We start from the raw sequence: 21,891 nt of genomic DNA, 5'->3' as shown, positions 1-21,891 counted from the left end.
CCAATGGAAATTCGTGAGGCCCTCACATTCGATGACGTTCTTCTGGTTCCTGCTGCGTCCAGCGTTCTGCCCTCGACGGCGGACACCCGGACCCGCGTGACCAAGTCGATTGCGCTGAACATTCCGCTGCTCAGTTCCGCGATGGATACCGTGACCGAGGCGCGTATGGCGATCGCCATGGCGCAGGCCGGTGGCATGGGCGTGATCCACAAGAACCTGAACGTCGAACAGCAGGCGCAGGAAGTGCGCCGGGTGAAGCGGTTTGAATCGGGCATCGTGTACAACCCGGTCACGCTGCGGGTGAACCAGACGCTGGCCGACGCCAAGGAACTGGTGGCGCGCTACAACTTCACCGGCTTCCCGGTGGTGGATGAAAACGGGTTGGTCGTGGGCATCCTGACCAACCGCGACATGCGTTTTGCCAGCTCGGATGACATGCCGGTGTCGGCGATGATGACCTCGAACAACCTGGCGATGCTGGCCGAGCCTGCGGACCTGGACGAGGCGAAAAGCCTGATGAAGGCGCGCCGGATCGAGAAGCTGCTGGTGCATGATGGCAAGGGCAAGCTGACCGGCCTGCTGACGCTGAAAGACACGGAAATGGCCGTGCTGAACCCCACCGCCTGCAAGGACCAGCTGGGCCGTCTGCGGGTGGCTGCGGCGACCGGCGTGGGCGATGCGGGCTTTGAGCGGTCCGAGGCGCTGGTGGATGCGGGTGTCGATATTCTGGTCGTGGACACGGCGCATGGCCACTCGTCCGGTGTGCTGGAGGCGGTCAAGCGCGCCAAGGCGCTGTCGAACGAAGTGCAGGTGATCGCGGGCAACGTGGCCACCGCCGAGGCGACCAAGGCGCTGATCGACGCCGGGGCTGATGCGGTGAAGGTGGGGATCGGGCCGGGCTCGATCTGCACGACGCGGATGGTGGCGGGCGTCGGCGTGCCGCAGCTGACCGCGATCAGCGATTGCTCCAAGGCGGCCGGGGATACCCCGGTGATCGCGGATGGTGGTATCAAGTTCTCGGGCGATTTCGCCAAGGCGATCGCGGCGGGCGCGTCCTGCGCGATGGTCGGCTCGATGATCGCGGGCACGGATGAATCGCCGGGCGAGGTGATCCTGTATCAGGGCCGTTCGTTCAAATCCTACCGTGGTATGGGCTCGCTGGGCGCAATGGCGCGCGGCTCGGCCGACCGGTATTTCCAGAAGGACGCGGCCAGCGACAAGCTGGTGCCCGAAGGGATCGAAGGCCAGGTGCCCTACAAGGGGCCGGCGGCGGCGGTCATTCACCAGCTGGTGGGCGGTCTGCGCGCGGCGATGGGCTATACCGGTAACGCCACGGTCGAGCAGATGCGCAAGAACTGCCAGTTCGTGAAAATCACCAATGCGGGCCTGACCGAAAGCCACGTCCATGACGTGCAGATCACTCGCGAAAGCCCCAACTACCGGGTCGGCTGATGAATCAGGTCTACGACTGCGCCCTGGGCCGGGTCACCTGTCTGGTGGACGGTGCAAAGGTCTTTGGCGCCGAGGTGTTCCCCTCGGTCGAGCCGGATTACCGGCTTGCCCTGCTGGGGGCCGCAGGCGTGACCGAGATCCGGACCGAGTTCAACGCCTTCCTTCTGGAGCTGCCGGGCCAGCCGCTGACGCTGGTCGATGTCGGCTGTGGCCAGCTGTTCGGCCCCGATGCAGGCAAACTGGCGGGCCTTCTGGCCGCGCAGGGCATTGCTGCGTCGGATGTGGAGCGGGTGATCTTCACCCATCTGCACGGCGACCACGTGGGCGGCGCGCTGGATGGCGACACGCAGGTCTTCCCGAATGCCGAGATGCTGGTCCACAAGGACGAGCTGACGCGCTGGTGGGGCACGGGCCGTCCGGGCGATCTGTTCCAGTCGGTTTATGCGGGGCGGATTCAGCCGGTCTGCGATGCGCAAGAACTCTCGCCGGGTATTGTCACCTGGCATCTGCCGGGGCACACGCCGGGGCATATGGGGCTGCGTCTGGCGGATGAGCTGGTGATCGTAGGCGACATCATGCATGCCGAAGTGCTGCAATTGCCGGACCCTCAGATCGCTTCGATGTATGATGACGATCCCGAGATCGGGCGCGCCAGCCGACTGGCTGCATTGGCCGAGATCGCGGATCGCGGGCTGGTCTATGCCGGTGGGCACCAGCTGGGGCCGTCGAAATTCGGGCGGCTGAAGCGTCAGGGCAAGTCATTCGTAAAGGTTGCCGCATGACCCCCGAGGCCCGCATTGCCACCGCCGCCGAGATTCTGGACGAGGTGCTGGCGGGTGAACCCGCTGAAAAGGCGCTGACCGGCTGGGCGCGGCGCTCGCGTTTTGCTGGTTCCAAGGACCGCGCGGCGATCCGGGATCACGTGTTCGATGCGCTGCGCTGCAAACGCTCGTTTGCGGCGATTGGCGGGGCGATGACGGGGCGGGGGCTGATGATCGGCCTGCTGCGCGCCGAAGGGCGTAATCCGGACGAGGTGTTCACTGGCCAAGGCCACGCGCCAGCCGCGCTGAGCGAAGACGAGCGTGCCGCTGGGCATGCGCCGTCGGAGGCCGAAGCCGCCGATCTGCCCGACTGGATGCTGCCCGATTTCACCGTCTCTTTGGGCGAGGGCTGGCAGCAGGTCGCCGACACGCTGCGCACCCGCGCGCCGGTGATGCTGAGGGTCAATGCGCGCAAAACCACGCGCGAGGATGTACTGCCGCTGCTGGCGGCGGACGGCGTGATCGCCCAACCCGTCGAGGTGTCGCCAACCGCGCTGGTGGTTGTCGAGGGTGCCCGCCGGATCGGCGGTGCCGCGGCCTATCTGAACGGGCTGGTGGAGCTGCAGGACGGTGCTTCGCAGGCCGTGGTGGACCGGTTGCCGCTGGCCGAGGGACAGCGCGTGCTGGACTATTGCGCGGGCGGTGGCGGCAAGACTTTGGCGATGGCGGGCCGGGTGCGGGCCGATTTTTACGCCCATGACGCGAATCCGCGCCGTCTGAAAGACCTGCCCGATCGCGCTGAACGGGCCGGGGTGCCTGTCAAACTGCTTGAGACCGGGATGCTGTCCGCACGTGGCCCGTTCGATCTGGTCCTGTGCGACGCGCCTTGTTCCGGCAGCGGTGCCTGGCGCCGCAGCCCCGAGGGGAAATGGGCGCTGACCGACGCAAGCTTGACGCAGCTGAACCGTGTTCAGGACGAAATTCTTGATAACGCGCAGTCACTTGTATCGGCGGGCGGCGTTCTGGCTTATGCGACCTGCTCGGTGTTTCAGCGCGAAAATCAGGATCGGGTAGCTGCCTTTATTTCGCGCCTTCCGGACTGGCGCGTGCTGTGGCAGAAAAGCTGGACCCCGGGCCCTGAGGGCGACGGATTTTTCGCTGCGTGCTTGACCCGCGCGGCGGGGTGACGCAACCTCAGAACGAATTTCTTCCGGTTAAGCTGTGATTAACGTTCCGCGCGGAGACTGGCGGGAATATGGAATCGGCAGCGGACACCACGACATGAGCCTGACCCAATCGGTCACGACATCCCCCCGGCACACTCCTCAATGGCTGAGCGTCGCAATGATGGTGTCGCTGGGCGTTGCGTCGATCGTGTCCGGCGCGCTCGTCGATGCGGGCGTGTTGGGGCTGCTTCTGATCGCGGCCGGTATGGGGTTGTTGACAGCCTCTGTCGTCGTGTTTCTGGCGCAGGCGATGAACAAGCGGCGTCAGCGGATGCTGCGCCGGACGGCCTCGACCTTTCTGGCCAATGATCCGGCACTGTGTTTCGTGACGGATGATCTGGGGCAGATCCAGTTCGCCAATGAGCCTGCTCAGGCGCGGCTGCATCCCGACGACGGGGCGACCATGGCGGCCGCGCTACGCGATATCTTGGCGAATCCCGGCACCTCTCTGGCCCGGCTCCAAATTCGCGCCGAAGCCGTCGGTGGCGCGATGGAAGAGGTCGTGACCCGCCGCGGGCTTGTACGCCTCGTTGTGACGGCGTTGGGACGGGAGTCGTTCGCCTGGCGGGTCGAGGAGCTGCCCGAAGCCCGCACACGCCCCACAACGGCCACGCAGGTGCCAATGCTGACCGTGGGGCGCAGCGGTGCGATCTTGTCGATGAACGATGCGGCCCGGTCCTTTGTCGGCAGTCGCGCCCGCAGTCTGGACGATGTTTTTCCGGACGGTCCGATCAACTCTGGTTCGATGACCCGCGTCAACCGGGGCGAGGTCACGCATCCCTGTTTCGTGTCCGAAACCGCGCGAACCGGCGGAAAACGGGACATTTTTTTCCTGCCGGCTGGTAGTGAAGAAGAGGGCAAGGATACCGATTGGGCGGTTTTCGACAATTTGCCGGTCGCCCTGCTGCGGATCGGATGCGAGGGCGAAATCGTTCAGTCGAACCGGCTGGCGCGCGACCTGTTGGGCCTGACTACAACGCAAGGTGTCCAGCTGCCCAAGATTGTCGAGGGCCTTGGTCGGCCCGTCAGCGATTGGTTGGCGGACGCACGGCAGGGGCGGGGCCTGAACAAATCCGAGTTTCTGCGCCTGAAATCGGCCAAAGCCGAGGTTTTCCTGCAAATCACCCTCAGCCGCTACGAGGAAGGGGCCAGTGCCTCGATCGTCGCGGTTCTGCATGATGCGACGGAGTTGAAGAACCTCGAAGCTCAGTTCGTGCAGAGCCAGAAGATGCAGGCGATTGGTGAGCTTGCTGGCGGAGTTGCACATGATTTCAACAACTTGCTGACGGCGATCTCGGGGCATTGCGATTTGCTGATGCTGCGGCACGACCAAGCCGACTCTGATTTCCCGGACCTGGTGCAGATCGCACAGAACGCCAATAGGGCTGCAGCACTGGTTGGCCAACTCCTTGCGTTTTCACGAAAGCAGACGCTTCGGCCCGAAGTACTGGACCTGCGGGAAACCTTGTCGGACCTGACGCACCTGCTGAATCGGTTGGTTGGCGAAAAGGTGTCTTTGAATCTGCGTCACGACCCGATGCTAAAATCCATTCGCGCCGACAAACGTCAATTGGAGCAGGTCTTGATGAACCTCGTCGTCAACGCGCGCGACGCCATGCCGAACGGTGGCGAGATACGCATCGATACCGGTGTACAGAATCTGGAAAATGCCTTGGAGCGTGACCGGGCGATCGTTCCGCCCGGAGAATACGTCACGGTTCGCGTCGTAGATCAGGGCGTGGGAATTGAACAGGATTTGCTGCAAAAGATCTTTGAGCCGTTTTACACTACCAAACGTGTCGGAGAAGGAACTGGTCTCGGTCTGTCCACGGCTTATGGAATCGTCAAACAAAGTGGTGGCTATATCTTCGTCGACAGCGATCTCGGGGTTGGGACCGTTTTCACGTTGATGTTCCCGGCCTATATGTCGGCAACGGACCACGAAGGATTGGAGATGCAACCCTCTCCAGATATCCAGACGACGAGCTTTGTGAATGAACAGGGCATCGTGCTTTTGGTCGAAGACGAAGCACCGGTGCGCGCTTTTGCCAGCCGTGCCCTGAAAATGCGCGGCTACACCGTGATCGAGGCCGGTACGGGCGAAGAAGCAATCGAGTTGCTCAAAGATCCGCAGATGGAGGTGGATCTGTTCGTCACAGATGTCATCATGCCAGGGATGGATGGCCCAACATGGGTGCGTGAAGCCAGAAAAGCCCGGCCAAATACACGCGTCGTGTTCGTTTCCGGCTATGCTGAAGATGCGCTTGATGACAGCGCGGATCCTGTCGAGGGGTCGATCTTTCTGCCTAAGCCATTCTCGTTGAACGACCTATTGTCGACCGTTAACAAGCAGTTGGCGCTGCTTTAGCTGGTTGCACCTTCCCACAGGGTAAATTCGTCTGCACATTTGTTGCGGAGTTTACGTTCGACGGAGGGTGACAAGGAAAGTGGAATTTCTGGAGATACGTTTTCTTTCTCAAGAGAAAATGAGACGGACAGGCGTTGCTTGAGGAACTGATCCAGCTTTGCTTGCTCCTCATATCGGAAAAGATGGGTTACGGTTAGGCCGTTGGGACGCGGCTCCAAAAACCGGGCCTGACTGCCGACATTTGCAAAGCTTGGAGATTTCCCGAGCATGTATGCCTCGACGAATTCGTCGAACGTCACCTCGTGAGTGGAATTGCGCTGACCCACCATAAAGGGGCGGCGGCGGTACCGATACCAGCTGCCAAGCCAACTGATGGGTTCTCGGACGACAGCGATGGTTTCAATGTCGCCACCGCCGGTTTTCTCGAACATGGGGCGGAAGAAGCGGTTGTAGCGATAAAGCGGGGCATGTTTCAGTTCCGGCGGATCATTGACCACAAGACTGGCATGAGGTGCAAGTGCCGTGTGGTAGGCGGTCGTACCCGTTTTCGGAACCGACAAAAAGGCCAGTTTTTCCTTCCAAAACACCAACATGCTCCCAATTCCTCATTTTCTTTACTGCTCTGCCACCGGCGTAAACTGATCATTAACCCTCCGGTCGCAAAATGAAACCGGGAAAATTCTTGTTGAAATGTTCTTATTTTGTACGCATACAGAAAACAGAACATCCCGTGAACACAGGTGACGATTGCCGCGAAGCGGCGGGTGTGGGATAAGGAAACGGATAACGGCAATGGCAGATCTTCTTTCGATGGACAACAAACGTAACGTGGACAAGCAGAAGGCCCTGGACAGCGCGCTGGCGCAGATCGAGCGGCAGTTCGGCAAGGGCTCGATCATGAAGCTGGGCGGCGAGAATGCCGTGATGGAGATCGAGGCGACCTCGACCGGGTCTTTGGGTCTGGATATCGCGCTGGGGATCGGCGGGCTGCCGAAAGGCCGGATCATCGAGATTTACGGCCCCGAAAGCTCGGGGAAGACGACGCTGACCCTGCATTGCGTGGCCGAAGAGCAGAAGAAGGGCGGGATTTGCGCCTTTGTCGACGCCGAACACGCGCTGGATCCGCTGTATGCCAAGAAGCTGGGCGTTAACCTTGACGAGCTGCTGATCAGCCAGCCCGACACCGGCGAACAGGCGCTGGAGATCGTGGATACGCTGGTGCGCTCGGGCGCGGTCAGTATGGTCGTGGTCGACTCGGTTGCGGCGCTGACCCCGAAATCCGAACTCGAAGGCGACATGGGCGACAGCAGCGTCGGCGTGCAGGCCCGCCTGATGAGCCAGGCCATGCGCAAGCTGACCGGCTCGATCGCGCGCAGCAACTGCATGGTGATCTTCATCAACCAGATCCGCATGAAGATCGGCGTGATGTTCGGCAGCCCGGAAACCACGTCCGGTGGTAACGCGCTGAAGTTCTATAGCTCGGTCCGTTTGGATATCCGCCGCATTGGCGCGGTCAAGGATCGTGACGAAGTGGTCGGCAACGCCACGCGCGTGAAGGTGGTGAAGAACAAGGTTGCGCCGCCGTTCAAGCAGGTCGAATTCGACATCATGTATGGCGAGGGGATTTCGAAGACCGGCGAGCTGCTGGATCTGGGCGTGAAGGCAGGTGTGGTGGATAAATCCGGCGCCTGGTTCAGCTACAATGACGAACGGCTCGGGCAAGGGCGCGAGAACTCCAAGCAATTCCTGCGCGACAATCCCGAGGTTGCCTTGGAAATCGAGGACAAAATCCGCGCCGCGCATGGCCTGGATTTCCACATGACGGAAAACGACGACGTGCTGGAGGCCTGAGCCCCACAGCCCGCAAACAAAAGGCCGGCCCCTTCGATGGGCCGGCCTTTTTGCGTCAAGCTAGCTGTGGACACGGGGGGCGCACGGCGATAAATCATCGGGGAATTTGGCCTTGTCCGGAAAGACCCGCACCACATGCCCAGCCTGAACGAGATCCGCTCGACCTTCCTGAACTATTTCCAGAAACAGGGGCACACGATTGTCCCCTCCAGCCCGCTTGTGCCGCGCAACGACCCGACGCTGATGTTCACCAACTCGGGCATGGTGCAGTTCAAGAACTGTTTCACGGGCGTGGAGAAGCGTGACTATGTCCGTGCGACGACCGCGCAGAAATGCGTGCGCGCCGGTGGCAAGCACAACGATCTGGACAATGTCGGCTATACCGCGCGGCACCATACGTTCTTTGAAATGCTGGGCAATTTCAGCTTTGGCGATTATTTCAAGACCGACGCGATCCCGTTCGCATGGGAATTGGTGACCAAGGAATTCGGCATCGACAAAAGCCGCCTGCTGACCACCGTTTACCATACCGATGACGAGGCCTTCGAGATCTGGAAAAAGGTCGGCGTGCCCGAGGACCGGATCATCCGCATCGCGACTTCGGATAACTTCTGGCAGATGGGGCCGACCGGTCCCTGCGGCCCGTGCACCGAGATTTTCTATGACCACGGCGATCACATCTGGGGCGGCCCTCCGGGCTCGGCCGATGAAGATGGCGACCGTTTCATCGAAATCTGGAACGTCGTTTTCATGCAGAACGAGAAGTTCGAAGACGGCTCGATGATCGATCTTGAGATGCAGTCGATCGACACCGGCATGGGGCTGGAACGGATCGGTGCGCTGCTGCAGGGCAGCCATGACAACTATCAGACCGACCTGTTCAAGGCGCTGATCGAGGCGTCGGCCCATGCGACCCATGTGGACCCGTATGGCGATCAGAACGTGCACCACCGGGTTATCGCGGATCACCTGCGCTCGACCTCGTTCCTGATTGCGGATGGGGTGATGCCGTCGAATGATGGCCGCGGCTATGTGCTGCGCCGGATCATGCGCCGCGCGATGCGTCACGCGCATCTGCTGGGCGCCAAAGACCCGGTCATGCACCAGATGGTGAAAACGCTGGTCGCGCAGATGGGCGAGGCTTATCCCGAACTGCGCCGCGCCCAGCCGATGATCGAAGAGACCCTGCTGCTGGAGGAAACCCGGTTCAAGCAGACGCTGGATCGCGGGCTGAAACTGCTGGACGAGGAGGTCTCGAACCTGGGCGACACCACGGCGCTGCCTGGTGCAACCGCGTTCAAGCTGTACGACACCTACGGCTTCCCGCTGGACCTGACGCAGGACGCGCTGCGCGAAAAGGGCCTGACCGTCGAGACCGAGGGTTTCGAGACCGCGATGGCCGAGCAGAAGGCCAAGGCCCGCGCGGCGTGGTCCGGCTCGGGCGAGGCGGCGGATGCGACCATCTGGTACGACATCGCCGAGAACAAGGGCGTGACCGAGTTCCTGGGCTATGACACCGAGATCGCCGAAGGCCAGGTTGTGGCCATCGTCAAGGACGGCGCGCAGGTGGACAAGGCGGTCAAGGGCGACAGCATCCAGATCGCCGTCAACCAGACCCCGTTCTACGGCGAAAGCGGGGGTCAGGTGGGCGACACCGGCACGCTGAAAACCGAAACCGGCGTGGCCAAGATCATTGACACCAAGAAGGCCGCCGGTGTGTTCATCCACTTCGCCGAAGTGACCGAGGGCGAGATTGCCCGTAACGCCGGCGCCATGCTTGAGGTCGATCACGCCCGTCGCGGCGCGATCCGGGCCAACCACTCTGCCACGCACCTGCTGCACGAGGCGCTGCGCGAAACGCTGGGCGATCACGTGGCACAGCGCGGATCGCTGAACGCGCCGGATCGTCTGCGGTTCGACTTCAGCCACGCCAAGGCGCTGTCGGATGCCGAACTGAGCAAAGTGGCCGCCGATGTGAACACCTTCATCCGCCAGAACACCCCGGTGGAAACCCGCATCATGACCCCCGACGACGCCCGCGCGCTTGGCGCTCAGGCGCTGTTCGGCGAGAAATACGGCGACGAAGTGCGCGTGGTCTCGATGGGCCGTGCAGCGACTGGAAAAGGGCAGGATGGCAACACCTACTCGCTGGAACTGTGCGGCGGCACCCATGTGAAACAGACCGGTGACATCGGGATGTGCGTGATCCTGGGCGACAGCGCAAGCAGTGCGGGGGTCCGCCGGATCGAGGCGCTGACCGGTCAGGCCGCGCTGGATTATCTGCACGATCAGGCTAACACCCTGGCCGCCGTGATGGGGGCGCTGAAGGCGCAGTCCTCGGAAGTGGTGGATCGGGTCGAGGCGCTGCTGACCGAACGCAAATCGCTGTCCAACGAAGTCGCGCAACTGCGTCGTGAACTGGCCATGGCCGGTGGCGCAGGGCAGGGTGGTGGTGCCGAGGCCGAAGAGGTGAACGGCGTCAAGTTCGTGGCACAAGTGCTGTCGGGAGTGTCGGGCAAGGACCTGCCCGCGCTGATCGACGAGCATAAGTCGCGCATCGGCTCGGGCGCGGTGCTGCTGATCGCGGATGCAGATGGCAAGGCGGCTGTGGCGGCTGGCGTGACGGCGGACCTGACGGGCCGCGTCTCGGCCGTTGATCTGGTCAAGGCGGCGGTGCCGGAATTGGGCGGCAAGGGCGGCGGTGGCCGTCCGGACATGGCGCAAGGTGGCGGCAAGGACGCCACCAATGCTGACGCCGCGATTGCCGCAGCCAAGGCCGTGATCGCAGGCTGACCAATCGGTCAAAAAACTCCTTTTCCTGCCCGGTGGTTTCACTAGACTGCCGGGCAGAACAACAAGGAGAGAGACATGCCCGCACTCTGGATCGCCCACGTCACCGTGACGGACGAAGAGGCTTATGGCAAATACGCGGCGCTGGCCGGCCCCGCGATTGCCAAGCATGGCGGCCATTTCATCGCCCGTGCCGCGCGGTTCGTGCAGCTGGAAGGCAAGGAACGCCCGCGCAATGTGGTGGCCAAATTCCCGGACGTGGAAACGGCGGTCGCCTGCTACAACAGCCCGGAATACCAAGAGGCGCTCAGCCACGCGCGGGGTGCGTCCGAGCGCGAATTGTTGGTAGTCGAGACCTCGGAATAAGCAAGGCCCGCGCCAAAAGCGCGGGTTTTTCAATGGATTAGAACGGGTTCTTCGCGTTGCGATCCGTGGATAGCGATTGCTGCCGCGCCTCGACCAATTGTTCGATCGCGTCGGCCAGATGGATTTCCTGAATGTTGTAATCGCCCCGTTCGACCCGCAACTTGTGCGCCAGGATCATCACGTCAGCATGGGTGCAGCCCTCGGGCGGGAAGAACTTGTAGGTCGCCAGCTCGATCAGCAGGCCCAACGGATCCTTGAAATAGATCGAGTCCATGAAACCGCGATCCTTGACCCCGGAATGGCCGATCCCGCGTTCCTCGAGCCGTTGAGCGGCCTGGGTGAAGCTGGCGCGGCTGACGTTGAAGGCCAGGTGATGCACGCAGCCCGGCTCGGTCGGGGTGCGGCGGCGGTTGGGTTTTCGGGTTTCGTTGGTGAAGACGGTGATCAGGCGCCCGTCGCCGGGATCGAAATACAGGTGGCCCTCGTCCGGGTTGTCCAGATTGGGCTGATCAAAGACGAAGGGCATGCCCAGCACCCCCTCCCAGAAATCAATCGAGGTTTGCCGGTCGGCGCCGGTCAGCGTGATGTGATGTACGCCCTGGGATTGGATTTTGCGCATGGGGTCCTCCGTTTGAACAAAGGATAGGCCCGCGCGCGGATTTTTCCAAACATGCGTTCTGCGCATTCCCGCGCAGGGGATGTGAAAAGGCCGCCCCGAAGGACGGCCCTGTCATCAGGCTTGCTTGGCCATACGCTTACGCTCGTGCGGGTCGAGGTAGCGTTTGCGCAGGCGAATCGAGTTCGGCGTCACCTCGACGAGTTCGTCGTCGTTGATGTAGGCGATGGCCTCTTCGAGGGTGAAGTTGATGTGCGGGGTCAGGCGGACGGCATCGTCGGTGCCCGAGGCGCGGACGTTGGTCAGCTTCTTGCCCTTCAGCGGGTTCACTTCCAGATCGTTATCGCGCGAGTGTTCGCCGATGATCATGCCCTGATAGACCTTGGCCTGCGGGCCCAGGAACATGCGGCCACGCTCTTCGAGGTTCCACAGCGCGTAGGCAACTGCCTCGCCGTCTTCCATCGAGATCAGAACGCCCGCGCGACGGCCCGGGATCGGGCCCTTGTGCTTGGTCCAGCCGTGGAACACGCGGTTCAGCACGCCGGTGCCGCGGGTGTCGGTCAGGAATTCACCGTGATAGCCGATCAGACCGCGCGAGGGCACATGCGCGATGATGCGGGTCTTGCCAGCACCTGCGGGTTTCATCTCGGCCAGATCGCCCTTGCGTGCGCCGGTGATCTTTTCGATGACGGCGCCCGAGTATTCGTCATCCACGTCGATGGTGACTTCCTCGACCGGTTCGATCCGGTTGCCGTCTTCGTCTTCTTTCATGATGACCTGCGGACGCGAGATCGACAGCTCGAACCCTTCGCGGCGCATGTTCTCGATCAGAACGCCCATCTGGAGTTCGCCACGGCCCGACACTTCGAAGGCTTCGCCGCCGGGGGTGTCCTTGACCTTGATGGCGACGTTCGATTCCGCCTCTTTCAGCAGGCGGTCACGGATGACGCGCGACTGCACTTTCTTGCCGTCACGGCCAGCCAGCGGGCTGTCGTTGATGCCGAAGGTCACGGTGATGGTCGGCGGGTCGATCGGCTGGGCGTCCAGCGGTTCGTCAACGGCCAGGGCACAGATCGTGTCGGCCACGGTGGCCTTGGACATGCCCGCGATGGTGACGATGTCGCCTGCGGTGGCTTCTTCGATTTCCTGCATGCCCAGACCGCGGAAGGCCTGGATCTTGGTGACGCGGAACTGTTCGATCTTCTGGCCGATGCGGCTGATCGCCTGAACCGAGGCACCGGTCTTGACCTTGCCGGATTCGACGATGCCGGTCAGGGTGCGGCCGATGAATGGATCGCTGCCCAGGATGGTGCCCAGCATGCGGAAGTCGTCGTTCAGGGCCTTCAGCTGGCGCGGTTTGGGAACGTGGTTGATGACCAGCTCGAACAGGGCGTGCAGGTCTTTGCGGGGGCCGTCCAGCTCTGCGTCGGCCCAGCCGTTGCGGCCCGAGGCGTAGAGATGCGGGAAGTCCAGCTGATCCTCGTCCGCGCCCAGGTTGGCGAACAGGTCAAAGCATTCGTCCAGCGCGCGGTCGGGCTCGGCATCCGGTTTGTCGACCTTGTTCAGCACGACGATCGGGCGCAGACCCAGGGCCAGCGCCTTGGAGGTCACGAATTTGGTCTGGGGCATCGGGCCTTCGGCCGCGTCCACCAGCAGCACCACGCCGTCCACCATCGACAGGATCCGCTCAACCTCGCCACCGAAATCGGCGTGGCCGGGGGTGTCCACGATGTTGATACGCGTGCCGTGCCATTCGACGCTGGTGGGCTTTGCGAAGATGGTGATCCCGCGTTCGCGTTCCAGATCGTTGCTGTCCATCGCGCGCTCGGCGACGGCCTGGTTTTCGCGGAAGGCGCCCGATTGCTTCAGCAGCTCGTCCACCAGGGTGGTCTTGCCGTGGTCAACGTGGGCGATGATGGCGATATTGCGCATATCCATGAGGCGTGTCCTGCTTTGTTCGGGGTCCGCCTATACTGCCTTAGCCCAAAAGGCCAGAGGGAAAGCCGCCCCTTTGCCGGATCATGCCCAGCCGTGGCGAAAGCGCCGGAAGATGCAGCCAGGTATGGCCCAGCCGATGGGCGCGCGCACCGCTGCCCAGCTTGAACCGGGCCAGGCCGGGGGCGTTGGCGGTGTCGAGCGTGCCCAGATCGATCTGGGTGATGCCCTGCGCGCGCAGCAGGATGGTGGCGTTCCACAGGGTCAGCGCGTGGGCATTCAGGCGGCGGCCTTCGGGGTTGGACCAGCCGATATGATAGCTCGCGCCGGGGGCGTGCAGCAGGAACAGCATTGCGGCGAGGGTCTGTCCGCGGCGACTGGCCTGGATAAGCAGGGTCTGCGCACGCGGGTAGGCGCAGGTAAAGCGGTGCGACAGGCCGGTATAGCGTTGGGCGCGGCGTTGGGTGGTTTCTTGGTCCAGCAGCCAGTTATGGCGGGACGGGTCGAACCGCGCGGCGCTGAGGGTCAGTCCCGCCTCTTGCGCGCGGCGCAGGCGGTTGCGCCATTTGCCGTGTTGGGCCGCCAATTGCGTCGCCTCGTCCGGATGGATTTCCAGCAGGGCCAGTGTTTGCGGCGTCATCAGCGGCAGATGGCCCGCCGCGTGGTGCTGCCTGTCGGCGTCTGCATCAGCGGCATTATAGAGTGTCATCCCGTCGGGGTCGTGAAACGCTCCACGGGGAATGTAGGTCAGCGGGCCAAGCAAGGGAATGCGTCTGCGGATCGCCAAGGTCGTGCCAAGGCGCAGAACGGGCACATCCATCCGGCGCAGGGCGGATTCGTAGGGCAGGGATTGGCACAGCGACAGACTCATGCCCCGAGTTAACGGGTTGAAAACCTAAACCGTGGTTAAGATCAGCCTATGAGAGCCGAGAAAAAGACCGTTCTGGGGGTCGATGCCCCACCCCCGCGCCTGACGCCTTGGGCGCTTGGCCTGATTGCCGGGGCGCTTGCGCTGCCTGTGGCGGTTATTCTTTGGACGCTGGAAGCGCTGCAATGAAAAAGGCCGCCCGGATGGACGGCCTTTTGAATAATCCTGTGCGGGATCAGAACGGGATTTCGTCGTCGATATCCCCGCGCGAACCGCCGCCGCCGCTGCGACCACCACCGCTGCCGCCACCATAGGACGGACCCGAGTCGTATCCGCCGCCCTGGTCATAGCCGCCACCCTGATCGTAGCCGCCGCCATAGCCGCCACCGCCGCCACCCTGACCGCCGCCGTCGCCACGGCCGTCCAGCAGGGTCAGTTCTCCGCGATAGGGGCGCAGAACGATCTCGGTGGTATAGCGGTCCTGGCCTTGCTGGTCCTGCCATTTGCGGGTTTCCAGCTGGCCCTCGATATACACCTTGGAGCCCTTGCGCAGGTACTGCTCGGCGATGCGCGCCAGCGGTTCCGAGAAGATCGCGACCGAATGCCATTCAGTGCGTTCACGACGTTCGCCAGTGTTGCGGTCTTTCCAGTTTTCCGAGGTCGCGATGCGCAGGTTGCACACCTTGCCGCCGTTCTGGAACGAGCGCACCTCGGGGTCGCGGCCCAGGTTGCCCACCAGAATTACCTTGTTCACCGATCCGGCCATGTTCGTCTCCCGTTGACTCGTTTGGTTCTGCTTACACCAGGGGCGCAGGGAAAGGCAAAACATTCGCTTTGTCGCCTAAACCCAAGGTACAGACCGCGCCAAATGCACCCTCTAGGACCGGGGTTCAATGGTTTTTCGCGCTCCGGGCTGTTTTCTGAGGGCAACCGGCAACGGAGCCGGCAAACCCGAAAGGACACACCATGATCTTCAAGATGACCGCCGCCGCCCTGACCACCGCCCTGATGCTGGGCGCCACCGCACCTGCCTTTGCCTCGCAGCAAGTGAGCGAAGAGATGCAGGCCAAGATCCGCACCACGCTGACCGAGCAGGGCTATGAAGTCCGCAAGGTGAAGTCCGAGGACGGCATGTTCGAAGCCTATGTCGTCAAGGACGGCAAGATGATGGAAGTCTACCTGGACGCCGACCTGAACATCGTGCGCACCAAAGACAACGATTGATCGCGGATTGGGGGGCGCAGGCCCCCCGCCATCCGAACGGAGGATATCACCATGAAAACCGTCAAGGTCTGGGACCCGCTGGTGCGGCTGTTCCACTGGTCTCTGGTCGCAGGGATCGTCGCCAATGGCCTGCTGCTGGACGAAGAAAGCAAACTGCACATTCAGGTGGGCTATGTCGTTCTGGGTCTGGTTGCGATCCGGATCGTCTGGGGCCTGATCGGCACCAAGCACGCGCGGTTCAGCGATTTCCCGCCCGATCTGGGGGCCTCGTTGGAACAGGCGCGGGACGTTTCGCTTGGCCGTCGCCGGGTGCATCTGGGGCATACGCCGCTGGGCGCGCTGATGATCTACAACATCCTTGCGACCGTGCTGCTGATCGCTGCCAGCGGCTATATGATGACGACCATCACCTTCTGGGGTATGGAATGGGTCGAGGAAGTGCACGAGGTTTTCGTGAACTGGCTGTGGGTGTCCGTCGTCCTGCACGTGGCCGCCGTACTGTTTGAATCCCGCCGGACAGGTGTCAATCTGCCCCGCGCCATGGTAACCGGGCGGAAGATTCTGCCGGAATGGAGTCAATCGAAGCCGTGACCACAAAGTCACTCAAACGCAAGAGCCTGGGCCTGATCCTGCTGATCTTGGTTCAGGCCTTCGCCGCCGTGTTCTTTCTGTCCGACACGTTTGCGGACATCTGGGAAACGCGCGCGCTGCACCTGAATTTTCACTCGGGCATCGAGTTGGCGGCGGCCTTGTCGCTGGCTTTGTCGGTCGCAGTGGAAATCCGGTTCCTGCTGGTGATGCTACGGCGCCAGGAAAGCATGGAGCGCGGGCTGTCCATCGCCTCGGGCGCGCTGCATGACCTGATGGACTCGTATTTCCGGCAATGGGGGCTGACCCCGTCCGAGCAGGACGTGGCCACATTCGCCATCAAGGGCGCTTCGATTGCCGAGATCGCCGCGTTGCGGGGCTGTGCCGAGGGCACCGTCAAGGCGCATCTGAACGCGATCTACCGCAAATCCGGCGCGGCGGGTCGGGGTGAACTGGTCAGCCTGCTGATCGAGGACCTGATGAGCCAGCCGCTCGTGTCCGAGCCTGCGTCCGAGAATGCGCAAAGCCCCGCCGAGTAAGACAGCCTGCGCTGGCAATCCCGGCCAGAATGGCTAACATGCGCACAGTTTTGATGGTGCGGGACTGTAGGAATGCGAAAACTGGTAACTGTGGCCGGGCTTCTGGCACTGACGCTGGCCGGGGCCGCCGATGCGGATGTGCTGTCGACGAAGTCCCGCAACAAGCTGTTTTCCTACCAGACCAAGGTTTTGGATAACCGCGCCGCCAAGCAGTATAATTCCAGCATCCGTCTGCAGCCGCCCAGCGTCAATACGCCCACCAAATGGGGTAATGGCGCGTACGAGGGCGGGTATCGCGGCCCGTATCTGGAGATGGCGCGCTCGGCCGCGCAGCGTCATGGCGTGCCCGAGGATCTGTTCCTGAAACTGGTGCATCAGGAAAGCCGCTTCAACAAGGATGCAAAGTCAGTGAAGGGCGCGTTGGGACTGGCTCAGTTGATGCCCGACACCGCAGAACGGCTGGGCGTCGATCCGCTGGATCCCTACGAAAACCTGGATGGCGGAGCACGCTACCTGGCGCAGCAGTACCGCGCCTTTGGCTCGTGGCGTCTGGCGTTGGCCGCCTATAACGCCGGCCCCGAAGCTGTGCGTAAACATGGTGGTGTTCCGCCCTTTGCGGAAACCCGGGATTACGTGGTTGCGATCTGGGGTAGTTAATAACCTACAAAAATACTCGACATTATCTGCTGAATGGGTCTAAACCCCTGACGAACACAGTCAGGAGACTCAGATGGCACGGGCTTGGTTAACGATTTCCGCGTTTGGCGCAGTGGCAATGGCCGGTGCAATCGCAGTTTCTGCCGGTGATACCGCACTGAAAACCCACGAAGATCTGGGACGCGCGCTGTTTTTCGACGTCAACCTGTCCAAGAACCGGACCCAGGCCTGCGCAAGCTGCCATGACCCCGAAACAGGCTTCTCCGATCCGCGCGGGGTCCGTCTGGGCATGGCGACCTCTCTCGGTGATGACGGAGAGTCGCTGGGCGACCGCAACGCCCCGACGGCAGCCTATGCCGCGTTTTCCCCCGAGTTTCACCAACGGTCCGACGGGCGTCATGTCGGCGGTCAATTCTGGGACGGGCGTGAGGCCGGTCTGAAAGGGCAGGCCGGTGGGCCGCCGTTGAACCCGATCGAGATGGGCATGCCAGACAAGGCCAGCGTCGTCGCGCGTTTGCGCGAAAACCCCGACTATGTGCGCGCCTTCGCGGTGCTTTATGGTCAGGCCGCGTTGGACGACGCCGAGCAGGGCTATGCCGCGATGACCGACGCCATCGCGCGTTTTGAACAGACGGATACCTTTGCGCCTTTCGACTCGAAATACGACCGCTACCTGCGCGGCGAGGTTGAGTTGACCAATGAGGAAGAGCTGGGGCGGGTGCTGTTTTTCTCGCAGCAGTTCAGCAATTGCAACGTCTGCCACCAGTTGCGGACCAGCGCCACGGACCCCCGCGAGACCTTCAGCAATTACGAGTTCCACAATATCGGCGTGCCAGAAAACGTCGATCTGCAGGCCAAGCTGGGGCGGCGTGTCGGGGACTCCGGCCTGCACGCGCACACCGGCGCATCGGATCATGCCGGGCAATTCAAGGTGCCCACGCTGCGCAACGTCGCTGTGACGGGCCCCTACATGCACAATGGGGTGTTTCAGGATCTGAAAACCGTGGTGCTGTTCTACAACAAGTACAACTCGCGCGCGGCAGCGGCGCAGATCAATCCCGAGACCGGCCAGCCTTGGGGCGAGCCCGAGGAGGCGCGCAACCTCTCGCTGACCGAGTTGGAGATCGGACCGGCGCTGAAAGCTGACCGGATCGACGCGCTGGTTGCCTTTCTTCGGACGCTGACGGACGCCCGGTATGAGCCGTTGCTGGCGGATTTGGACGCGGAAAAGCAAAATTAAACCAACGGGTTCCGTGGCGATCCTCAAATGTGATCAAAAATATTTCGGAACTTGGTTGCCGCTCTTTCTGTTGAGCTTGCATGCGATACACGGGGCATCGGCACTGCCAGCCCCGCGGCAAGCGAAACAACAGAAAGAAACCGAAATGTTCAAGAAATCGTTGACCGCTATGACCGTGATCCTTGGCCTGACTGGCACGGCCTATGCCTCGACCCAGCTGCCGGTGGAGGCGGTTGAAGTGGACGAAACCCTGCAAACTGCGCCCTAGGAAGACAGCGATGCCGCTGCCCAGCACCCGCTGCTGCCGGCCGAACTGAGCGCCGAGATCAAGGCCGATCAGGACAATCGCATGCCCGAAAACGGCCATTCGATCGACGTCGATATCTGGGAAGTCTTGATGAATGACGATCAGGATCTGCCGGGTGACGGCCGTTTCGACCGTCTGGGCGGGTTCGTCTACATCGACAAATCCAAAGGGACCGAGTCGGACTATACCTGCCCGATCCTGATGCATGCCGTCAGCGCGGAAAACGTGCCGACCGAGGCTCTGGAGCGGGCGATGATCGCCGCCTTCGCGGACGAGACGGTGGACCGTCTCGAAGGGCTGAAGCTGCCGATGAACCACGCTGACGCGGCCGACTGATAGAGTTGATCCAGAAACCCCCGCCCTATTGGCGGGGGTTTTGTTCTGTGCCGCCTAGCCCTTACGAAGTTTGGCGGCGGCCTTTCGCAGGTCGGTCGGGCTGGTGCCCGTGTGTTGCAGCACGAAGCGCGAGAAATAGGCGGGGCTGCCGAAGCCCAGCGTCTCGCTGATCTCTTTCAGAGGCAATTCCGTGGTCTCGATCAGCAGGCGGGCCTCGTAGAGGCTGCGTTTGGTCAGCACATCGGCGGCGGTCATTCCAGTGTGCTCACGGCAGGCGCGGGACAGGTGCGTCGGGGTCACGCCCAGCATGGCGGCGAAATCGGCCATGGTTTTGCCGGTGCGAAATTCACGGGCGACAAGGGCGCAGAACGCCTCGACCAGACGTTGGCCGGCGGTGGTGGCCGGTTCTTCGGTGCCGTAGATCGCCAGGGCCTGCCGCCGCATCCAGACTGATAGAAGGGCGACATGGGCGCGGGCGGCTTCCTCCAGATAGGGGGCGGCGTGGTCCAGTTCGCGTTGCAGGTTGTCCAGAAGGCCGGTCAATTCGGATTGGGCATGCACGTCGCGGACCCGCAACAGCAGCGGCGTGTCCACCAGGGCCAGAGACGGATCATGAGGGATACGGACTGCGATGCCGAACCCGGTGCGCCCCAGATCCATCGAGAACAGCGTCCCCGCCGGAATGTAGAACGCATTATGCGCGCCAACCCCGCGCCGGATGCCTTGGAGCGTGGCCAAACCTTGCCCCTTGGTGACCCAAAGCAGCAGGTCCTCGTTCCGGTCGTGAAGGCCGGTCAGCCGCCAGCTGCCGTTGCGCGTCAGTTGCGCAATCGAGGTGATGCGGATGTCACTGGTGGGCGAGGCGGGATCTGACACGGGTATGCGGGGTTTCGACTATCAATTTGCTGCGGTTCCCGTGAAAATTGCGCTACAGCATCAGAAAATGTAAAGTACTAAGTTGATCAAATCGGGCTGAATTTGACCCATTCTTTCATTTTCGAACGAAACCAGGTGCGCTGGCGTTTTGCAAACTGCCTCGTGGCAATCGTCGCCGCGTCGCGGGCTTGTTCCAGGGTCATGTCGCCTTGCAGATGCGCGATCAGTTCGGGTGCGCCGATGGCCTTGGCCGACAGGCTGGCCGGGTTCCATGTCGGCAAGTTGGCGCGGGCCTCGTCCAGCGCGCCGTGGTCCAGCATGGCGTCGAACCGGCGGGCGATGCGTTCGTTCAGCCATGTTTTGTCGACGTCGAACACGATCGGCACGGTCGAGGACAACGGCAACAGCGGTGGCGGCGTGTCGTCCTGCCAGGCGGCCAGACCGCGACCGGTGGCTTGCTGCACCTCCCATGCGCGCTGGACGCGGACCGGGTTCAGCACGTCCAGACGGGCGCGGGTTTCGGGGTCGATCTCGTCCAGCAGGGGGGAGTGTCCGTGTTCGGCGATGCGGGCATCGGCCTGGGCGCGGATCTCGGGCGGTGTGGCGGGGATGTCGGCCAGCCCTTCGGTCAGCGCGGTGAAATAGAGGCCGGTGCCACCGACGATGATCGGCCGCTCGGGGCCCGTCAGGATCGGGGTCAGGTCGCGCAGCCAGTGGCCAACCGAATATTCGGCGTCTCCGGGGATGTGGCCGTACAGGCGATGCGGTGCCTCGGCCTCATCCTCGGCCGAAGGGCGGGCGGTCAGGATGCGCCAGTTGGCGAACACCTGAATCGCGTCGGCATTCACGATGACGCCGCCAGAGTCCCGCGCGATCTGCAACGCCAGGGCGGATTTGCCCGAGGCGGTCGGACCGGCGATCAGAACGGGCCGGTTTGCAGGGATATCGCTGAGCTGGATCATGCCTCGGGTTACCTTGTTTTCGCATCTCTTGTAAGAGGGAGACGGGGAATTCGTATATGTTGGGACTCTCGGATTGAACCTGCCGCCATTTTCCGACATTTTGCGCCGCAACAAGACGTTGCCGAAACGGAGCACCCCATGGCCGACACCTCCCAAGCCTCTGGCACCAAGTTCAAACGCGTAATGCTGAAGATCTCGGGGGAGGCGCTGATGGGGCCTCAGGGATTCGGCCTGCACCCGCCAACCGTCGAACGCATCGCGCGTGAGGTCAAATCGGTCCACGATCTGGGCGTCGAGATCTGCATGGTGATCGGCGGGGGTAACATCTTCCGCGGTCTGCAAGGCAGCGCGCAGGGAATGGAACGCACCACCGCCGACTACATGGGCATGCTGGCCACCGTGATGAACGCGCTGGGAATGCAGGCCGCACTGGAACAGCTGGGGGTCTTCACCCGCGTCATCAGCGCCATCCCGATGGATCAGGTGTGCGAGCCCTACATCCGCCGCCGCGCCGTCCGCCACCTTGAGAAGAAGCGCGTCTGCATCTTCGCGGCGGGCACCGGCAACCCCTATTTCACCACCGACACCGCCGCGACCCTGCGCGCCAACGAGATGGCCTGTCAGGCGATCTTCAAGGGCACCAAGGTGGATGGCGTCTACGACAAGGACCCGGTGAAACACGCCGATGCCAAACGCTATGACACCGTCACCTATGACGAGGTTCTGGCCGGTCATCTGGGCGTGATGGATGCCAGCGCGATTGCACTGGCCCGCGACAACAACCTGCCGATCATCGTCTTCTCGCTGGACGAGCCGGGCGGGTTCCGGGGCATCCTGGCCGGGGAAGGCACCTATACAACCGTGACCGGATAAGCATATCCTGACACCAGCCAGAAAGGCCCGGGCAACGGGCAAGCAAGGAAGACCAA

The 21,891-nt window shown here is 62.5% G+C and carries 23 protein-coding genes; 16 read left to right on the top strand and 7 right to left on the bottom strand.

Features of this window, described 5'->3' with window-relative positions; all coding sequences use genetic code 11:
* Nucleotides 1–3 precede the first annotated feature (3 nt).
* The 4 genes from guaB to E7681_RS08320 all read left to right on the top strand — a co-directional run bounded on the left by guaB (nt 4) and on the right by E7681_RS08320 (nt 5,807).
* Nucleotides 4–1,452 carry an IMP dehydrogenase gene (gene guaB, locus E7681_RS08335; protein WP_136338810.1) on the top strand — a complete coding sequence of 483 codons (1,449 nt, stop codon included), beginning with the start codon at nt 4–6 and terminating at the stop codon, nt 1,450–1,452.
* Nucleotides 1,452–2,234, top strand: coding sequence for an MBL fold metallo-hydrolase (locus tag E7681_RS08330; RefSeq protein WP_136338809.1), 783 nt, complete (start codon nt 1,452–1,454; stop codon nt 2,232–2,234). Before guaB ends, E7681_RS08330 begins: the two co-directional genes overlap by 1 nt.
* Nucleotides 2,231–3,400 (top strand): RsmB/NOP family class I SAM-dependent RNA methyltransferase, encoded by a 1,170-nt coding sequence (locus E7681_RS08325; RefSeq protein ID WP_136338808.1) that lies wholly within the window; start codon nt 2,231–2,233, stop codon nt 3,398–3,400. Before E7681_RS08330 ends, E7681_RS08325 begins: the two co-directional genes overlap by 4 nt.
* Nucleotides 3,401–3,494: 94 nt before the next feature.
* Complete coding sequence (locus E7681_RS08320) at nt 3,495–5,807, top strand: hybrid sensor histidine kinase/response regulator (protein ID WP_136338807.1); 2,313 nt, start codon at nt 3,495–3,497, stop codon at nt 5,805–5,807.
* On the opposite strand, the gene E7681_RS08315 is transcribed toward E7681_RS08320, so the two are convergent.
* Nucleotides 5,804–6,400, bottom strand: a complete 597-nt coding sequence (locus tag E7681_RS08315) for a sulfotransferase family protein (protein ID WP_136338806.1) — start codon at nt 6,398–6,400, stop codon at nt 5,804–5,806. The genes E7681_RS08320 and E7681_RS08315 overlap by 4 nt on opposite strands.
* Nucleotides 6,401–6,599: 199 nt before the next feature.
* Here E7681_RS08315 and recA point away from each other — a divergent pair, with 199 nt between their 5' ends.
* From recA to E7681_RS08300, 3 genes are all read left to right on the top strand, one after another.
* Nucleotides 6,600–7,658, top strand: coding sequence for a recombinase RecA (gene recA, locus E7681_RS08310; RefSeq protein WP_136338805.1), 1,059 nt, complete (start codon nt 6,600–6,602; stop codon nt 7,656–7,658).
* Between the two features lie 135 nt (nt 7,659–7,793).
* A complete protein-coding gene (alaS, locus tag E7681_RS08305; protein WP_136338804.1) occupies nt 7,794–10,451 on the top strand; it encodes an alanine--tRNA ligase in 2,658 nt (885 codons plus the stop codon).
* A 75-nt stretch (nt 10,452–10,526) separates the two neighbouring features.
* Nucleotides 10,527–10,814, top strand: coding sequence for a DUF1330 domain-containing protein (locus E7681_RS08300; RefSeq protein ID WP_136338803.1), 288 nt, complete (start codon nt 10,527–10,529; stop codon nt 10,812–10,814).
* A 37-nt stretch (nt 10,815–10,851) separates the two neighbouring features.
* Here the strand turns inward: E7681_RS08300 and E7681_RS08295 are convergent, their stop codons facing one another.
* The 3 genes from E7681_RS08295 to E7681_RS08285 form a co-directional block, all read right to left on the bottom strand.
* Nucleotides 10,852–11,433: a VOC family protein gene (locus E7681_RS08295; RefSeq protein ID WP_136338802.1), complete on the bottom strand. Its 582-nt coding sequence runs from the start codon at nt 11,431–11,433 to the stop codon at nt 10,852–10,854.
* Between the two features lie 114 nt (nt 11,434–11,547).
* Nucleotides 11,548–13,368, bottom strand: coding sequence for a translational GTPase TypA (gene typA / locus E7681_RS08290; RefSeq protein WP_136338801.1), 1,821 nt, complete (start codon nt 13,366–13,368; stop codon nt 11,548–11,550).
* A 40-nt stretch (nt 13,369–13,408) separates the two neighbouring features.
* A complete protein-coding gene (locus E7681_RS08285; protein WP_136338800.1) occupies nt 13,409–14,236 on the bottom strand; it encodes a GNAT family N-acetyltransferase in 828 nt (275 codons plus the stop codon).
* Nucleotides 14,237–14,284: 48 nt separating this feature from the next.
* Between E7681_RS08285 and E7681_RS18805 the strand changes: the two genes are divergently transcribed.
* Nucleotides 14,285–14,422 carry a hypothetical protein gene (locus tag E7681_RS18805; protein WP_168733178.1) on the top strand — a complete coding sequence of 46 codons (138 nt, stop codon included), beginning with the start codon at nt 14,285–14,287 and terminating at the stop codon, nt 14,420–14,422.
* 46 nt (nt 14,423–14,468) lie between these two features.
* On the opposite strand, the gene ssb is transcribed toward E7681_RS18805, so the two are convergent.
* Nucleotides 14,469–14,999 (bottom strand): single-stranded DNA-binding protein, encoded by a 531-nt coding sequence (ssb, locus tag E7681_RS08280; protein ID WP_136338799.1) that lies wholly within the window; start codon nt 14,997–14,999, stop codon nt 14,469–14,471.
* A 200-nt stretch (nt 15,000–15,199) separates the two neighbouring features.
* Here ssb and E7681_RS08275 point away from each other — a divergent pair, with 200 nt between their 5' ends.
* From E7681_RS08275 to E7681_RS08250, 7 genes are all read left to right on the top strand, one after another.
* The gene (locus tag E7681_RS08275) at nt 15,200–15,457 is read left to right on the top strand and encodes a PepSY domain-containing protein (protein ID WP_136338798.1); all 258 of its coding nucleotides are present in this window, start codon (nt 15,200–15,202) and stop codon (nt 15,455–15,457) included.
* Between the two features lie 51 nt (nt 15,458–15,508).
* The gene (locus E7681_RS08270; RefSeq protein ID WP_136338797.1) at nt 15,509–16,048 is read left to right on the top strand and encodes a cytochrome b/b6 domain-containing protein; all 540 of its coding nucleotides are present in this window, start codon (nt 15,509–15,511) and stop codon (nt 16,046–16,048) included.
* Nucleotides 16,045–16,584 (top strand): helix-turn-helix transcriptional regulator, encoded by a 540-nt coding sequence (locus tag E7681_RS08265; RefSeq protein WP_246032436.1) that lies wholly within the window; start codon nt 16,045–16,047, stop codon nt 16,582–16,584. Before E7681_RS08270 ends, E7681_RS08265 begins: the two co-directional genes overlap by 4 nt.
* Before the next feature lie 72 nt (nt 16,585–16,656).
* Entirely contained in the window at nt 16,657–17,241 is a 585-nt protein-coding gene (locus E7681_RS08260; protein ID WP_136338795.1) for a lytic transglycosylase domain-containing protein, read from the top strand.
* A gap of 73 nt (nt 17,242–17,314) precedes the next feature.
* Nucleotides 17,315–18,481, top strand: coding sequence for a cytochrome-c peroxidase (locus E7681_RS08255; RefSeq protein ID WP_136338794.1), 1,167 nt, complete (start codon nt 17,315–17,317; stop codon nt 18,479–18,481).
* Between the two features lie 145 nt (nt 18,482–18,626).
* Nucleotides 18,627–18,749 (top strand): hypothetical protein, encoded by a 123-nt coding sequence (locus tag E7681_RS19275; RefSeq protein WP_281277654.1) that lies wholly within the window; start codon nt 18,627–18,629, stop codon nt 18,747–18,749.
* An 81-nt stretch (nt 18,750–18,830) separates the two neighbouring features.
* Nucleotides 18,831–19,124, top strand: a complete 294-nt coding sequence (locus E7681_RS08250) for a hypothetical protein (RefSeq protein ID WP_136338793.1) — start codon at nt 18,831–18,833, stop codon at nt 19,122–19,124.
* Nucleotides 19,125–19,178: 54 nt separating this feature from the next.
* Here E7681_RS08250 and E7681_RS08245 read toward each other — a convergent pair whose 3' ends face one another.
* A complete protein-coding gene (locus E7681_RS08245) occupies nt 19,179–20,000 on the bottom strand; it encodes a helix-turn-helix transcriptional regulator (protein WP_246032435.1) in 822 nt (273 codons plus the stop codon).
* Between the two features lie 86 nt (nt 20,001–20,086).
* Nucleotides 20,087–20,962 carry a tRNA (adenosine(37)-N6)-dimethylallyltransferase MiaA gene (miaA, locus tag E7681_RS08240; RefSeq protein ID WP_136338791.1) on the bottom strand — a complete coding sequence of 292 codons (876 nt, stop codon included), beginning with the start codon at nt 20,960–20,962 and terminating at the stop codon, nt 20,087–20,089.
* Nucleotides 20,963–21,100: 138 nt separating this feature from the next.
* Between miaA and pyrH the strand changes: the two genes are divergently transcribed.
* Nucleotides 21,101–21,835 (top strand): UMP kinase, encoded by a 735-nt coding sequence (pyrH, locus tag E7681_RS08235; RefSeq protein WP_136338790.1) that lies wholly within the window; start codon nt 21,101–21,103, stop codon nt 21,833–21,835.
* The last annotated feature ends 56 nt before the right edge of the window (nt 21,836–21,891 follow it).

The sequence above is a fragment of the Thalassobius vesicularis genome, assembly GCF_004799325.1.
Classification (GTDB): Bacteria; Pseudomonadota; Alphaproteobacteria; order Rhodobacterales; family Rhodobacteraceae; genus Thalassobius; species Thalassobius vesicularis.
This window is presented reverse-complemented; position numbering and strand designations above follow the sequence as displayed.

Bases quoted from the DNA above. Each gene is read 5' to 3' on its own strand.
- pyrH (WP_136338790.1), top strand. From the start codon at position 21,101: ATGGCCGACACCTCCCAAGCCTCTGGCACCAAGTTCAAACGCGTAATG.
- E7681_RS08255 (WP_136338794.1), top strand. From the start codon at position 17,315: ATGGCACGGGCTTGGTTAACGATTTCCGCGTTTGGCGCAGTGGCAATG.
- E7681_RS18805 (WP_168733178.1), top strand. From the start codon at position 14,285: ATGAGAGCCGAGAAAAAGACCGTTCTGGGGGTCGATGCCCCACCCCCG.
- typA (WP_136338801.1), bottom strand. From the start codon at position 13,368: ATGGATATGCGCAATATCGCCATCATCGCCCACGTTGACCACGGCAAG.
- E7681_RS19275 (WP_281277654.1), top strand. From the start codon at position 18,627: ATGTTCAAGAAATCGTTGACCGCTATGACCGTGATCCTTGGCCTGACT.
- E7681_RS08260 (WP_136338795.1), top strand. From the start codon at position 16,657: ATGCGAAAACTGGTAACTGTGGCCGGGCTTCTGGCACTGACGCTGGCC.
- E7681_RS08300 (WP_136338803.1), top strand. From the start codon at position 10,527: ATGCCCGCACTCTGGATCGCCCACGTCACCGTGACGGACGAAGAGGCT.
- recA (WP_136338805.1), top strand. From the start codon at position 6,600: ATGGCAGATCTTCTTTCGATGGACAACAAACGTAACGTGGACAAGCAG.
- E7681_RS08275 (WP_136338798.1), top strand. From the start codon at position 15,200: ATGATCTTCAAGATGACCGCCGCCGCCCTGACCACCGCCCTGATGCTG.
- E7681_RS08325 (WP_136338808.1), top strand. From the start codon at position 2,231: ATGACCCCCGAGGCCCGCATTGCCACCGCCGCCGAGATTCTGGACGAG.
- miaA (WP_136338791.1), bottom strand. From the start codon at position 20,962: ATGATCCAGCTCAGCGATATCCCTGCAAACCGGCCCGTTCTGATCGCC.
- ssb (WP_136338799.1), bottom strand. From the start codon at position 14,999: ATGGCCGGATCGGTGAACAAGGTAATTCTGGTGGGCAACCTGGGCCGC.
- E7681_RS08295 (WP_136338802.1), bottom strand. From the start codon at position 11,433: ATGCGCAAAATCCAATCCCAGGGCGTACATCACATCACGCTGACCGGC.
- alaS (WP_136338804.1), top strand. From the start codon at position 7,794: ATGCCCAGCCTGAACGAGATCCGCTCGACCTTCCTGAACTATTTCCAG.
- E7681_RS08270 (WP_136338797.1), top strand. From the start codon at position 15,509: ATGAAAACCGTCAAGGTCTGGGACCCGCTGGTGCGGCTGTTCCACTGG.
- E7681_RS08315 (WP_136338806.1), bottom strand. From the start codon at position 6,400: ATGTTGGTGTTTTGGAAGGAAAAACTGGCCTTTTTGTCGGTTCCGAAA.
- guaB (WP_136338810.1), top strand. From the start codon at position 4: ATGGAAATTCGTGAGGCCCTCACATTCGATGACGTTCTTCTGGTTCCT.
- E7681_RS08330 (WP_136338809.1), top strand. From the start codon at position 1,452: ATGAATCAGGTCTACGACTGCGCCCTGGGCCGGGTCACCTGTCTGGTG.
- E7681_RS08320 (WP_136338807.1), top strand. From the start codon at position 3,495: ATGAGCCTGACCCAATCGGTCACGACATCCCCCCGGCACACTCCTCAA.
- E7681_RS08285 (WP_136338800.1), bottom strand. From the start codon at position 14,236: ATGAGTCTGTCGCTGTGCCAATCCCTGCCCTACGAATCCGCCCTGCGC.
- E7681_RS08250 (WP_136338793.1), top strand. From the start codon at position 18,831: ATGCCCGAAAACGGCCATTCGATCGACGTCGATATCTGGGAAGTCTTG.